At 57.6% G+C, this 13,496-nt stretch carries 19 protein-coding genes; 3 read left to right on the plus strand and 16 right to left on the minus strand.

Annotated features, from left to right (window positions below):
* Positions 1–148: 148 nt before the first annotated feature.
* The 16 genes from AB688_RS18110 to AB688_RS18180 form a co-directional block, all read right to left on the minus strand.
* Positions 149–1,828: a terminase large subunit gene (locus tag AB688_RS18110; protein ID WP_063545384.1), complete on the minus strand. Its 1,680-nt coding sequence runs from the start codon at positions 1,826–1,828 to the stop codon at positions 149–151.
* Between the two features lie 3 nt (positions 1,829–1,831).
* Positions 1,832–2,332 (minus strand): terminase small subunit, encoded by a 501-nt coding sequence (locus AB688_RS18115; protein ID WP_063545385.1) that lies wholly within the window; start codon positions 2,330–2,332, stop codon positions 1,832–1,834.
* A gap of 153 nt (positions 2,333–2,485) precedes the next feature.
* Positions 2,486–2,824 (minus strand): HNH endonuclease, encoded by a 339-nt coding sequence (locus tag AB688_RS18120; RefSeq protein WP_063545386.1) that lies wholly within the window; start codon positions 2,822–2,824, stop codon positions 2,486–2,488.
* On the minus strand, positions 2,824–3,141 hold the full coding sequence (locus AB688_RS18125; protein ID WP_063545387.1) for a hypothetical protein: 318 nt from the start codon (positions 3,139–3,141) through the stop codon (positions 2,824–2,826). The genes AB688_RS18120 and AB688_RS18125 overlap by 1 nt, the downstream gene beginning before the upstream one ends.
* Positions 3,141–3,512, minus strand: coding sequence for a hypothetical protein (locus AB688_RS18130; RefSeq protein WP_063545388.1), 372 nt, complete (start codon positions 3,510–3,512; stop codon positions 3,141–3,143). Before AB688_RS18130 ends, AB688_RS18125 begins: the two co-directional genes overlap by 1 nt.
* 28 nt (positions 3,513–3,540) lie before the next feature.
* Positions 3,541–4,161 (minus strand): hypothetical protein, encoded by a 621-nt coding sequence (locus AB688_RS18135; protein WP_063545389.1) that lies wholly within the window; start codon positions 4,159–4,161, stop codon positions 3,541–3,543.
* Between the two features lie 112 nt (positions 4,162–4,273).
* Positions 4,274–4,486, minus strand: a complete 213-nt coding sequence (locus tag AB688_RS18140) for a hypothetical protein (protein WP_063545390.1) — start codon at positions 4,484–4,486, stop codon at positions 4,274–4,276.
* A gap of 166 nt (positions 4,487–4,652) precedes the next feature.
* Entirely contained in the window at positions 4,653–5,075 is a 423-nt protein-coding gene (locus AB688_RS26890) for a hypothetical protein (protein WP_155738221.1), read from the minus strand.
* A 370-nt stretch (positions 5,076–5,445) separates the two neighbouring features.
* A complete protein-coding gene (locus AB688_RS18145; protein WP_063545391.1) occupies positions 5,446–5,835 on the minus strand; it encodes an antiterminator Q family protein in 390 nt (129 codons plus the stop codon).
* A gap of 10 nt (positions 5,836–5,845) precedes the next feature.
* Positions 5,846–6,163 (minus strand): hypothetical protein, encoded by a 318-nt coding sequence (locus AB688_RS18150; protein WP_063546801.1) that lies wholly within the window; start codon positions 6,161–6,163, stop codon positions 5,846–5,848.
* Between the two features lie 244 nt (positions 6,164–6,407).
* Positions 6,408–7,706: a tyrosine-type recombinase/integrase gene (locus tag AB688_RS18155; RefSeq protein WP_063545392.1), complete on the minus strand. Its 1,299-nt coding sequence runs from the start codon at positions 7,704–7,706 to the stop codon at positions 6,408–6,410.
* Positions 7,703–8,131 carry a VRR-NUC domain-containing protein gene (locus AB688_RS18160; protein WP_063545393.1) on the minus strand — a complete coding sequence of 143 codons (429 nt, stop codon included), beginning with the start codon at positions 8,129–8,131 and terminating at the stop codon, positions 7,703–7,705. The genes AB688_RS18155 and AB688_RS18160 overlap by 4 nt, the downstream gene beginning before the upstream one ends.
* Entirely contained in the window at positions 8,128–8,424 is a 297-nt protein-coding gene (locus AB688_RS18165; protein ID WP_063545394.1) for a DUF1364 domain-containing protein, read from the minus strand. Before AB688_RS18165 ends, AB688_RS18160 begins: the two co-directional genes overlap by 4 nt.
* Before the next feature lie 2 nt (positions 8,425–8,426).
* Positions 8,427–9,239: an ATP-binding protein gene (locus tag AB688_RS18170; RefSeq protein WP_063545395.1), complete on the minus strand. Its 813-nt coding sequence runs from the start codon at positions 9,237–9,239 to the stop codon at positions 8,427–8,429.
* Complete coding sequence (locus AB688_RS18175) at positions 9,229–10,086, minus strand: replication protein (RefSeq protein ID WP_081255274.1); 858 nt, start codon at positions 10,084–10,086, stop codon at positions 9,229–9,231. The genes AB688_RS18170 and AB688_RS18175 overlap by 11 nt, the downstream gene beginning before the upstream one ends.
* Positions 10,087–10,206: 120 nt before the next feature.
* Positions 10,207–10,431 (minus strand): Cro/CI family transcriptional regulator, encoded by a 225-nt coding sequence (locus tag AB688_RS18180; protein ID WP_063545396.1) that lies wholly within the window; start codon positions 10,429–10,431, stop codon positions 10,207–10,209.
* 104 nt (positions 10,432–10,535) lie between these two features.
* On the opposite strand from AB688_RS18180, the gene AB688_RS18185 reads away from it, so the two are divergent.
* Genes AB688_RS18185 through AB688_RS18195 form a run of 3 tightly spaced genes read left to right on the plus strand, consistent with a single transcriptional unit; the run spans position 10,536 to position 13,489 of the window.
* A complete protein-coding gene (locus AB688_RS18185) occupies positions 10,536–11,423 on the plus strand; it encodes a LexA family transcriptional regulator (RefSeq protein WP_063545397.1) in 888 nt (295 codons plus the stop codon).
* A 24-nt stretch (positions 11,424–11,447) separates the two neighbouring features.
* Positions 11,448–12,524, plus strand: a complete 1,077-nt coding sequence (locus AB688_RS18190; RefSeq protein ID WP_081255275.1) for a nucleoid-associated protein — start codon at positions 11,448–11,450, stop codon at positions 12,522–12,524.
* Positions 12,524–13,489 carry a GTP pyrophosphokinase gene (locus AB688_RS18195; RefSeq protein WP_063545398.1) on the plus strand — a complete coding sequence of 322 codons (966 nt, stop codon included), beginning with the start codon at positions 12,524–12,526 and terminating at the stop codon, positions 13,487–13,489. The genes AB688_RS18190 and AB688_RS18195 overlap by 1 nt, the downstream gene beginning before the upstream one ends.
* The last annotated feature ends 7 nt before the right edge of the window (positions 13,490–13,496 follow it).

The raw sequence follows: 13,496 nt of genomic DNA on the forward strand, positions 1-13,496 counted from the left end.
GTCAGCCCTCGGCGAAGGAAACCGGCGATGCAGAAGAAGCTCACAGCTCCTGCAATCAAGGCCCAGCCAGTACCGGCCAGCACCCATACCCCAGCACATGCCAGAGAGAAAGCCACCAGAGCGCAGGCGATGAAAATGTGAAGTGCGTTCATGCGATCAGTGGGTCCCGAATGCCAGCCATGAAGTTGTCCATTCCCCCGCGTCCCTCAGGATTGAGGCTGATCAGAGAAACAGCGTTGAATGTAGCCATTAGCGGGTCGATCTTCGCCGTGCCCGAGGCTTGCTTGGTGATCAAGAAGGCGTTGGCTGACGGCACCCCTTTGGCGTTGCCGCACGACCAGGCCATGAGCGGCTGGCCGCAATGCAACAGCGTGCCCTCAGCGAGCTTGCGCTCCGTCGTCTTGATCGCGCCGGTAAGTTTCCAGCCTTGGGAGATGCCAACGATCTTGTCCTCTTCGACACCAGCGTCGGCCAGGGCGTCGAGAACAGAACCAATCCCCGCCGGGTCGAGCCCGACCTTGTCCAGCAAGCCGGTCTCGCTGATGCGGGCGACGATGGCTGCGAACTGCTCCACGTCCTCACCGATGCGCTTGACGATGGTCAGATCGCCCACCGCCTCAAGATCCTTTAGCCGCGGGGCTTCGGACTTGCGACGCTCAAGGACCGACGGGTGGGCCCAAGCGTGAGCCCAGTGGAACCAACGGCGGGTGCTCGCTTCCCGGCCGACGACGGCAAGCCCAAGCAAGTCGTCGAGCCCTCCTCCATCACCACCCACATCGATGACTTCACACCGCTCAAGGATTTCATTTAGGTTGAGCCAAGTGGCTGCCTGTGGCTCCCAGAATTCGGCACCAACCCAGGCATCAGACATCAGGGCCAGGCCGATCTCGATGTTGAGGTGCTTGGCCAGGAAACCACGCAGTTCCGCCTCCCCGTCGATCTCCGCCTGCATGAACAAGCGCTCAAGCGTTGGGCGGTCGACCGAGAACCCCATATTGGGATTCACCAGGTGGAAGTTCTCTGGCTTGCGGGCATCACCGCTGTCGATCATCTCCTTGGAGAATTCGTAGATGATCGGCAGGAAGCGATTGTCGTTGATCCGGCCATCACGCACGCCGCGTGCATAGTTCAGCTTCGACCGGAATACCCCAGCGGGCGGTTCGTTCGACTGCGTGGTCAGCCAGATAACGAAGCCTTCGGGCCGGGACAGCAGACCGCCGGTGGCCTCCCGAATCATGTCGGCCGCTTTCGGGTTCTTGCCGAACAACCAGGCCTCATCGATCAGCACGCCCACGGCCTTTTTGCCGCCCACCACGTCGCTGTCAGCAGCGACTACCTTCAGCGTGGCGCCGGTCTCCCGATGGGTGATCAGTCGAAGGTGTGGCTGCACATGCAGCAGATCCTTCAACTCGTCATCGTTGTTGACCATGTCCTTGGCCGGAACGAAGGCGTTGTCGGCAATCTCTTTGGTCGGCGCGAGGATGATGAACTCTGCCGACATCCGCCAGTTCCGGACCAGGGCTGTCAGCATGATCGCGGCGGCGATGGTCGACTTGCTGTTTTTCTTCGGGATGCAGAGCATGAACTCCCGAATCAGGCGTTCACCGGTCTCGCTGTTGTAACTGCCAAAGACAGCACCTGCGAAAGCCAGGACCCATGGGGCACATGCGCTTTCGATAGTTGGACTGCCCGGGGCATCGACAATGCGAAGGCCCTTGAAAACCTCGAGGCTTTCTTCTGCCTCCTGGGGAAAGAGCGGTTCTGGAATGATGGATTCGCTGGCAGCCAGACGCCGCCACCAGTCAGGGCAGGCCGTGGTCCAAAGCATGAGTCACCCCTTGACGACTGTGAGGGGCGGCTTGCTCTGGGAGTACTTGCCTTTGCCCGCCTCTTTCGCGGCTTCCGCCTTCTGCTCTTTCTTGCCTGCCTCGGCCTTCTTCCCGTGGATGTACGGCACGGCCGTCTGCGCAGCGTTGCGCCGGTCGAAGACTTTGGCCCGAGGCTCGTTCATCAGCGCAATCAACCACTCGAGCGGATCCTGTGTGTCTGGAAGACAGCTCAGGAACTCGCCGTCCGCCTCGTTGACCTCGACAGGGTCTTCAGCGGCATCATCGGCCTTCGCTTTGCCTCTACGTTTTTTCGGCTCAGGGTTAACACTGAGCTCTGCTCTTCGAGCGAGAATTGCGGCCACAATCTTCGGATCAGTAGCCCAACGCGAGCCAGCCGCTGCAGCTGCCGAAGGCTTGCTGCCCGCGGCTTCGGCCGCTTCTTTGTTTGACGCACCCCGGGCCTTAGCGTCAACAAACTGTCGCTGTTTGTCTGTTAACACCATTAACAAAAACCTTTAGGGGGGAGAAAAATGTATACGTGGGGTCGGTGGCGGTCTAGCTAGATGAGAATCCCTAGCTTTTGACCCCCCTCCCCCTTTTGTGGCACATCGTTGACGTGCCCTTGATGGCTTGGTTGGCGTGCAAACTTGCTTGAGTCAGCCCGCCACGCCCGCAGCCTCCTCTGCCTGCTTGACTGAGTCGTGGCAGGGCTTACACAGCGACTGCCAGTTGTCCTGGTTCCAGAACAGAACCTTGTCGCCTCGGTGCGCGACGATGTGGTCAACGATGAAGGCTGCGGTGGTTCGGCCCTGCCTCGCGCAGTAGACGCACAGCGGGTTGTCCATAAGATACCGCTCGCGCGCCTTCTGCCACTTGTAGTCGTAGCCGCGCTGGGAACTGGTCATGCCGCTGCGCCAACTGCCAGGAGTCACCACCTTGACCCGAGAGCCGGTGTTTTCCTTGATACGAGGACTGAGCGTCTTGAGTCTGGCCATCACTGCGTTTCCCTGCTCAGCGCCTCTACCGCCCTGTCGGCGGCCTTGGTTGCAGTGGTTGCAGCCTTCGAAGCCTTGGCAGCGGCGCTGTCGGTTCGCTTGGTCAACTCGTCCAGGCGTTTGTCGCGCTCAGCCATAGCCGCATCGTAGGCCTCCCGGATCTGGGTCACCTGGCTGGCCTGGGTGCTGGCCATGGCCCAGTAGGCAGACTGCCAGCCCAAGACAGCACCACCAGCTATCAGCACGGCAGCGATCAGCCATACCTCAACACGACGCCACCAACGTCTGGCGATGTACTCCAGTATGCATCTGTCCATCACGATGTACCTCCCAGCTTGGTGCGCAGCCGGGCGATCTCATCGCTCTGCAGCGTTACTCGCTCTGTGAGGCTGGCTACCTGGCTGGTCAGCGCCTCTATCTTGCCTTCCATCCGACCGACCGTTGCAGCCAGGTCATTGCGTTCCTTGGCGAACTGATCGGCACGGGCTTCTGCCAGCTTCCGGGCCTCTCGCTCGGAGTCGAGCAGTTCATTGAGACGGCGGACAGTGCCGATATCGGCGTTGTCCATGGCACGATCAGTGGCGTCCTTTGACAGGAACTTGCGCAGCCACAGAAATCCGCCCAGCAGGACAGTGCCCGTACCGCCCAGCCAGGTGGCTGTGCCTGGGCCGAGGTCGGTCGGGTCCATTCATTACTCCATCAGTTGGATAGGTCGTTCAGCCGCGGTGGAGCATGCCGCCGGGCTTGAGCTCGTCGCAGATCACCTGGCGGATCTGGTCGGCTGGGTCAGTGATCTGCAGGGTCGCGACACTTGGCCAGTCTGCAAGAGCAGAGGCCAGGTCGACGGACGGCTCTGAACGATCCTCACCGGAGTAGATACCGGTCGCGACGTGCTTGCCTTGCTCGGTGATCTGCGTCTTCCACGACCTCAACGCACTCACCTGGTCATCGATGGCAGCTTGGCTGATGAACATCTGACCATCGACCACAACGTATTGCTCACCCGGCTCATTGGCACGCTTCACGACCTCAAGCTGGCCGGCCCCAGCGGAATGCAGAACCGCGTTCGCAGCCCGGATCTGCCGAGCCGACTCGCCGTAGAAGCTGACCTTGCCCATGCGCAGAGGCTCAACCTCTTGGCCTGGGTCAATGCACAGCTGAGATGGTTCGCCAATCCCATACTCAGCACCTCCAAGCTTGAACTCGCCAGTCTTCAAGTTCACTTCAATCAATGGGCGGCCCTGGCTGTCCGTAGCCTTGGAGCAGACCGTTGCCACCCCCTGCTCCAGCAAGGCGGCCTTGAGCGCATCCAGCTGCGCTTGAGTGGATTCGCTCATCAGTTGCTCCAGAAACAAGACTGACTTTGTGGAATCTAAAGATCAAATGGTAGTCATTGATTTGGACAACCGAGTTAAGGCGGTCAAAGGGCAGGTCAAGTATCCCAGCACTCTAGCGAGGTGCTTGGGCTTCTGAGCCAAACAATACGACCTCGATCTCGGCCAGCTTTCGCTCGTTCTCGCGGAGGCTGGCTTCTTGATACGCTACAAAGCCGTCCGCATGGGCAAGCTTTTCTTGCGCGTCGCACTGAATAGCCTTGGCCTCTCGCAGCTTCTGCTCGCAACTGAGAATATCCTCGACGAGGCAGCGATATTTGCTTTTCATGCTGATCTCCAGAAACGAAAAAGCCTCGAAACGGGCCGAGGCTTGAAGGTTGAGTTAACTCGTTGTCGCCTTCCACAGGCAAAAAAAACCGCCCTAAGGCGGCCAGCTTATTAAATATCGACGAAATCCCAAATCCTTTGGCCGAGACTCAGCTTAAAGTAGCTAATTAAGATCTTTCAGGCTTTGTCTTTTTATCTACTTCCGCGTCTTTTTCGTGACGACTGTAGAGCTCGGCTTTCGACGCGCGCTCGGTATTTGTGCGCTTAACTTCATCTTTGCCGGAACCTTGGGCGGGCTTACGATCAGCAGAACCGTTTCCGCCCTGGTTGGATTTTTTGTCCGTCATATAAACCTCGAATGAGTCCGTATGGTCGAACTCGGAAATCATTAACTCAGCTTGAGCACCATTAATCCCTACAGGAACAATAGGCCCTCTGTCTAAGCCTGGCTCATCATCATCGGGGGTATACCCTAATGGATCATCGGCCTCGAGAAGAGAATCTTGTAGAAGGGTTTCTTTGGAGACTGGGTTACCAGCGTCTCCCAGGATGTGCCCAGATCTCGTCATTGCGACTGAACTTTTTGGCATTCGCGGCTTCTGGCCGTGAAGGAGCTGGCTCCTGCTCTGGCATCGTATCCGGATCGACATAATCATCTCGATCCTCAGGAGTTGCTCGGTCTAACCCCTCACGTTTTTCGGTTTCAGATTCATCATCTTTATTAGGCTGAACCCCTTGCGCACTTCCCGGAATGTTCATTTCACTAGACATAAGTACCTCTCATTAACTCAGAAAATCCGAGCTAAATTGAGTATGCGCCTTATACACCTTCGAGAATTATATATCTGACCACCGGCAAAAATAGAAACCCCAGCGCATTGGCCGGGGGTCTCTGTGTCGTGCCGTTGCAAGCTGGACACGCTGCTATGAAAACAGGTGTTTATCCGCGCGGAAAGCTTTTTATGCTGCCTCGCGCAACTGTTCCAAGGCGCAATCGATCCATGCCACTCCAGTGTTGATCAGCTCGCGTGCCTTGGCCTCACTCATCTTGTGCTCGCGGGCGATCCGCAGCGCCGGCCATTTAGCCCCGAAGTACAGCCAGACGAAGCCGCCCATCTGCGGGTTGCGCTTGTTCAGCCTGGCTACGGCTGCGTCCACCGCAAGTGCTAGGTCGTCCGTGATTACGTACTGCTTGAGCCCTCCTTCCGCCGGAACGTGCTCCTTCATCAGCGCATACAGCGGGCATACATACTGAGGCACACCCATTCCATCCATGCGCCACCAGCCCCATTGCTCGAGCATGTAAGCAGTGTCACCAAGGGCCTTGTCTACGTAGGTTCGTTTTTTCATGTCCTTCCCCTCAATCCCCGGTGTAATTGGTGCCGCCGGCGCCGAGCCGGTTGCCATCCTGATATGCCGTCGCCGGACCTGTGGTCCGCGCTTTCCTCAACTGCTCGATCTGCCGTGTCGCGGCCATCAGCCTCATACTGAGCTGGGTCACCAGTTCACCCAGGGCCAGGGCCTCGCCAGTTGCAGCCACCACCCAGCCCGAGGCGTTGCAGTGGTCGCATGGCAGTTCGTAAAACAAACTCTTGGTGACCGCTCTCCCACGGCACACAGGACAATGAGCCAGCTCGATCAAGGCCTTCTTGAAGGCTGGGCCGTGGCTCTTCTTCATCATTGCCCCGTCTTCACCCAGCGGCGGATACGAAGCTCGCAACCACTGATGAGCGCGACGCCGTTCGCGCAACCGTAATGAGTCGCCCGACGCTTGCAGCCGCAGTGACACCGGCGCCGAGCCTTGGCTGGCTTCGGCTCCAGGTAGCGGATGTGCCGGCTGCTACTGCCAACTTGCCCCCATCCATCGACCCCGCCGCGCATCGCTGCAGATCGGGCTGCCGGGGAAAGACTGTTCAAATCGGTCATTTCGAATCCTCGCTAGTAACAAATTCGGGATGGGTGCTAGAGGCCTTGTCCCCTGCGGCCTGCCCCTGAATCTGTGGGATTTCGGATAAGGCCTCTGTAAGGCCATGAATGGCACCAAAGCCGATGCCGTCTAACCAGGCGTGCCACTTCTCCAGGGCTACCCTGCGCTGCTGCATCGCTTGGGTGTGGATGTAGGTGCTGGCGATCTTGCCCAGTGAGTGGTTCAGCAGCATCTCGCCGATGTGCCCGTCGATACCGAGGTCGGTCCATGTGCTGCGAGAGACTTTCCGCAGATCGTGGCTGGTCCACTCGCCCCGTCCCAGGTAGGTGAATACAGCGCTGGCCTGGCTCTCGCTCAGGCACCCGCCGCGACGACTTGGGAACAGGTACACGCCGTCGTACCCTTCGGCCTGCTGGATTGCCCGGTACCGGGTCAGAAGCGCACAGATCTGGTTGGTCAGCGGCAGCCGGTGCTCTGTACGGGTCTTGGCATTCGCTGCCGGGATGAACCACTCGCCAGCCGTGACCGACACCTCGCTCCAGCGGGCCTTTCGGGTCTCGCCAATGCGGGTACCGTGCGCCAGCATCATCAGCGCAAGCATGGCCTTGGCTGGGGTTTCCTCGAAGACCTCGGCCAGCTGCTGCATCACATCAGCCAGGTGCACCGCTCGCAGACGGGCCGACTTCGGCAGGATCTTGGCCTTGGTGAAGTCGCTGAAGCGCATCCCGCCCATGGGGTCAGACTCGATCAGTCCCAGGCGCTTGGCTTGCTTGAACGCGGTCAGCAGCAGCGCGAACATCTGGCGCAGGTAGGACAGCGACACATCAGCCTGGGCGGGCCACATCAGTTGCTTGTCCAGCGTATCGGCAGTCACGTCTGCCAAGGGCAGATCATCCAGGCGCGGCTTCAGGTGCTGAGCAATGGCGGATCGTGCGCCGGCCTTGCGCTTCACCGACAGCGAGCGGTCACGAGCCATCCGGTCGCCGTACCAGTCCAGCAGCTGACCCACGGAGGCCATACTCGACACCACCAGAGCGGTGGCCGGTTCGCGCAGCAGGCGCTGACGCAGTGCGGGCAGCTCAGTCAGCACCGTGGCGACGTTCAGCTCTGGCCAGCGGGCGACCGGCACCCATTTCTTGCCGCGCACCAGGTGCCAGGTGGCGCGCTCGCGGTTGCTCCAGAAGCGCAGGTATAGGCCAGGGTGACGCGGGTCGCGCAGATCGCGCACGGACACGTCGGCGGCCTGGCGGCGCACCTCAGCCTCGCTGAACTTCACTTCGCGTGTTGCGCTCATGCGGCCACCGTCGCGGGCTGGAGCAGGTAGGCGCGGATCGCCTCGACGGCATCGATACTGCCCCGGCAGACGATCGCCAAGTATCCTTGGGCGGTCAGCGCCTGGATGTACGCATCCTGGCTGGGCGAAACCTCAGCATCGAAGGGAGGCTTGGCCTTAAATTCGATGTACAGGCCGAAATAGCCGCCACGAGCCATTGGTAGCACCAGGTCGGGAACACCAGCCTTCACGCCCTGCCCCTTCAGCTTTGCGGCGACCAACTTGTGCCGGTGCCCACCGTTCGGGACGTGGTAGATCAGCTTGTAGGCCTGCGGGTAGCGCAGTTGCAGTTCCTGCATGAGCGCGGCCTGCTCCTGCCCTTCCCTGTCGACGGGCTTGGCGCGGGCCGGCTTAGCCTTGAAAGGGCGAAGGACAGTGGCACTCATGCGACCACCACGGACTCAGCCAGCAAAATCGACTGGGTGCGCATCACGCCCTCGGCGTGGTACTGACGAGCAATCTCGCGATCAATCGCCCGGCTTCGCCCATCGCAGGCATCGTGGCAGGCGCTGCAAGACCATGCACCCTGCAGGTCGTGCGGCTTCTTGCCCACTCCGCAGGTGCCAGCCAGGCGGTAGTGAGCCAGGACTGTGGTCTCAGGATTTCCGTTGCATACGCCCGGGATGCGCACTTGGCAATCCCGGCCGCGTGCGGCCTTGGTCAGTTTGGATTGACGCACGTTCAGGACTCCTTCTCGCCGCGGTGCGATTCCCACTCGAAGAGCACAATCACCCCTCCGCCCTCGCGCAGGCGGTCGTAGCAGCGTTCGCCCATGGCATGGCGCAGTTGGTGCCGGTCGAGGTTGGAAATCACCACCGTGGGGCGCATCTGCTCATAGCGCCCGTTGATGATCGAAAACAGGGTGGTCAGCTCGAATTCACTCGGCTGTTCCTTACTCGCGCCGACCTCGTCCAGCACCAGCAGCGATGGCTCGATAAGGCTGGACAGGATGTCGGCCTCGGACTGTTCGCTGTGGCGGTCGTAAGTGGCGCGGATGGACTGCAGGATCGCGCCCACTGTGCGATACACAGCCGTCGCCGACGTGTTGCGCATCAGCTCGTTGGCCATACCGACCCCCAGATGGGTCTTGCCGGTACCGACATTGCCCAGCAGCATCAGGCAACGCCCGGTACGCTCGATCTCCTCGAACGCGGCCACGTAGCGCGTGCAGTAGGCCAGGGCCTTGCGCTGGCCTTCCTGCTCGACGCGGTAGTTGGCCAGGGTGCGCTCGGCGAAGCGCTTCGGGATCAGCGCTGAACCCAGCTTGCGGGTCATGGCCTCGCGCTTCAGGCGGGTTTCCTCCGCCTGCTGCTTGGCCTGCCGCTCGGCAATGGCGACCTTTTCGCACTCAGGGCAGCGGCCAACAATCTCGCGCCCCATCAGCATGGTCACCCGCTGTTCGAAGTCGCCGTGATGCTCGCAGTGCGCAGGCTGGACGCGGAAGCCGGCTGCGTTTCGCACCTCGGACATGGTGATCACCGATTCAGATCTCATAGGTACCGTCCTCGCGCTCGGTAAGGCCGTCGGTGTAGTCGCGGTCACTGAAACCGTGGTGGCGGCTATTGGGGTTGGATTTGGCAGGCAGCTGGGCGGCGAGACGCTTGATCACCCAGTCCACCTCGAACCCGCGCCAGCCGTTCTCGACAGCAACCTCTAGGGCCTGAGCGGGCTGGATGCCGAACGCCTTGCACTGCTCTAGCTTGGCGTTCAGGCCGGACCAGATCCGGGCAGTCACCGGGGCTTTTGCGGCCTTGCGGACAGTCAGGTAGTCAGCGATCAGGGACTCATCCAGGCCGTGCGGGTTGTCGGCCAGCATGGCGGCCTTCCCGAATGGCGCCTTGCGGTCAGCCTTGGCCGGAGTCGGCTGCTCATCGCTGGGGGGGCATGTATTTTCTTTCGAAGAAAGAAATACATAGGGGGTTAAATTCTTAGAATAAAGAAGGGACTCGGCGGTTTTGGTCTGTTTCGGCTCTTCTCCGATTCGGACCACTTGAGCCGACTCGGCTGTTTTGGTCTGTTTCGGCTCGGTGACGTAGACCCAGTCTTTCGGGTCATTCACGCCGATATCACCCCTGGCACCACCCTCGCGGAACAACACACGGCGGCGCAGCAGACTGGAGATCGCCTTGGATACGGAATCAGGGTGGGCGTTGATGGCTTTTGCGATGTCGGTCGCCGGGATGCGCTGGGCGCCCGCGCCGAAGTTGATGGTGGCCTTGGCCACGTACAGCACAATCTTCATCTCCCTGGCCGGAAGATCGATAGCCAACAGGCCATCCATGAGCTGGTTGTCCATCCGGGTGAACCCCCTGGACTTGTCAATTTGAACGATGTTTGTCATGCTCTGATCTCGTTTGAAGCTGTAGAGAAAGCCGCCCTGCCAGGCGGTTTTTTTTCGCCTACTGTTCAGCCACTGGATGCATGAACAGCGGGGCGGACTCACTACTGGCGCAAGGCCGGGTCACGCATAATTCTTTTCGTCAGATGCTGGCCGTTGCAGCACAGGACGACTCGGAAACGGACGTACTTCCTCCCCCGTCAACGTCCCGTCGTCGTTCTGGATCACAAAGATCACCCGACCAGCCTTCATCGCCTTTGCGATGGCTGGTGCGCTAACGTCAAGCCCCTTGGCGACGGCGGTCTGGCCGATTCGCTCAACAAGCTCAGGCAGCAGTGTTCGGTTCATGGCATTGCCTCAGTGAAGAATGCTCACGATATTAACCGCCGGTTAGCATTTCTTCAACACCGGCGGTTGAGGCAGTCAAATTAACCTCCGGTTAAATTCCGCGAATGACGAAAAAGAAAGATCTATCCCCAGAACTGAAGGCCGAGTGTGAGGCAGCGAAAAGGCTGTTCACCCAGAAAAAAAACGCACTTGGCCTGACACAGGCAAAGGTGGCTGAGGCTGCCGACATTTCGCCCGCAGGTGTAGCCATGTACTTGAATGGCACAAACCCCCTGAATGCGAAGTTTGCCGTCGTGCTGTCCAGGCTCCTTCAAGAGCCCGTGGACCGGTTCAGCCCCCGGCTAGCTGCTGAGCTTTCACAGATGCAGGGTGCCCAAGTGAAAAGCGCTGACGGCTTAAGGAGCACGGCCGCTGAGAAAGTGCTGGAGATGCTACGTAAGCACGGCGGAAAATCGCTGGATGCGACGGCTCAGGACAAGATTGCCAAGGCGGTAGCTGACAGTCTTTCCGAAGCATCAGCGCCGTCAACCGGCGCCGCACAGGCCGCTATCATGGTCATGGCAGGCCATGGAGATATCTCCATCCCGCAATACGATATCCGCGCGGCAATGGGCCATGGCCAGGTGCCAGCCGAGTACAGCGAAGTCATCCGCAACGTGGTGATTCGCGAAGAAGTACTGCGCGAGAAAGGCGTGACCTACACCGCCGCCCAGGCCTTGGCGATGATCACCGGCTGGGGTCAGAGCATGGAAGGGACGATCAATGACAAGGATCCTGTAATCGTTGATCGCGGAGTTAATGACTACCAAGGTGAAGGCGTTTATGTGCTCACTTGGCACGGGGATCTTCTCATAAAGCGCGTCCAGCGGATGGATGGGGATCACGTTTGGCTGATATCTGACAACAAAAATTACGAAAAGCAGTCAGCTCGCATCGAAGACGTAACAATACACGCAAAAGTGCTGCTAGTTTGGAATGCAAGAAAAATCTAGAGATTAGCCGATAGTTAGGATGCCATGGATAAATTCATTTTTGAGGGACTCTCAATAGAGAGGATGATTGCGCATACAATCTTTCCCCGAACCAAGGAAGGCGTGCTGGTGCCGCCCCAACTTTCTGAGGAATTAATCGATCTAGATGTCGATTCTAAAGACTTGCTCCAGGTGCGCATCACCGATGCACTAGGGAGCAACTCGCACGGGATCGAGATCAACGCAGAAAAGACTGATGCGTCCTCCTTCATGCAAAAATCTGCAGAAGCTCTAAGGGCCGAAAAAGCACGCTTCATTGAGCTTTCGAGAGTAATCGCAGAGGATTTGGCGGATGCACAGACCAATCCGAAATGGCCGGGTGGCGTCCTAATTGTCCTGTCCGGGCGTGTTGGCAATAACCAACACCCCTTCCTTGCGGCGATTAAGGCAGAAACCGACAAAGGCTTTAATATCGTTGAAAGAAACGGCTCCGTCAGCTTAACCCTAATAAAAAAGATGTTGCTATCTCAAACTCAGCGTCTTTACAAGATAGGGGTCAGCGTCGAGATTTCCTATACTGCTCCGGTAGCAAGCATTTATCAGCCCGAAAACTACAGGTTTTTCCTGTTCGACCACCTGCTAACGACAACCGAAACGAAAGCAGCTGCAGCGTATTTCTACAACGCCTTCCTTGGCATGAACATCCTCAAATCTTCTAAGTTCCAGACTAGGAAATTCTACGAAGAAACAAAAACCTATATTTCAGGTTTAGCTCTGGAGCAACCGGAGAAGAGTGAGCTGCTCGAGGCATTGCGTTCCGAGCTTAGAAGCAACAAAGGAACCATGTCCGTACCAGCTTTCGCCGAGGAACACTTGCCAGCTGATTCAAGACAGCATTACATCGACACCATGGCTGCAAAAGGGCTTCCGGATACAGCCATGGTCAAGGATCTTGCATACATCAAAGCTAAACTGCGAAGACCCCGCCGAGTAGATTTCAGCACGGGTGTAAAAATACAGGTACCCGCTGATTTGAATTTCCAAGATCATGTGCAGACCTTGCGGCAGGAAGGCGGATATACAGACGTCCGCATCAAAGGCGTAGTTGAGAGTCGAGAGTAATGAATATTGAGCAGTTCAAAGACTATCTTCTGGCTGCTCAGCCCAGCCTTAATTTGTGGGGAAGTTTTGTAGAAAAAAACGTCAAGAAAATATCTAAAACCAATAGCATAAATCTCCAGATACTTTCATCTAGAGTCAAAGAAATTGATTCAGCAATAGGCAAACTGACTCGAAAATCGTATAACAACCCCCTGAAAGACATGACCGACCTAGTTGGTGTCCGAGCTGTTTGCCTCTTGTCGCCCGATGTAGAAAAACTATGCCAAGCAATGATGCTACCCGTTTGGGACATACAGAAATCAAGAGACACCTCAAAAGAGTATGAGGACGCACCGGATAAATTTGGATATCAGTCCCATCATTTCGAGATACGCCCCAAATGCGATATACAAATCGCAGGCACTACGATCACTCCCGACATATGTTGTGAGTTACAGATCAGAACATTGATGCAGCACGCCTATGCTGAGGTGGTTCACGATAGTATTTATAAAAGCTCTTGGAAAGTGCCTAGCCGCGCGGTAAGATTCGTATCCAGCAGTGCTGCATTAATCGAAACGGCGGACCACCTTTTTTGTGAAACCATGAACATTTTAGAGTCAGAATCGAAAGTCCGAGGCGAGCTGCTTGAGGAGCTCACGGACATCTACGATTCCAAGGTGGGGATTTCTAAGTTTAAAGATCAGAAATTTAACATGCTTGTTCTTGATCAGTTATCCGGCGTTATCCACCAAGACACACCGGATAAAATTCGCCACCTTCTAAATGAGCGCAGCTTCATTCAAGAAAGGGTGAAGTCCCGTCTAGACTCCAATGCATTTTGGTCTCAGCCAGTATCGATACTTGCATACCTCTTAGCTGTCGAGCACCCCTCTTCACTTAAAGAGCTCTGGCCCTATGCAGAGTCAGAAGACTCACTTGAACTCATCTATAGCGACTTAGGTAAAAAGTACCATAGCCATTAATTAGCGC

The sequence above is a fragment of the Pseudomonas putida genome (assembly GCF_001636055.1).
Classification (GTDB): Bacteria; Pseudomonadota; Gammaproteobacteria; order Pseudomonadales; family Pseudomonadaceae; genus Aquipseudomonas; species Aquipseudomonas machongensis.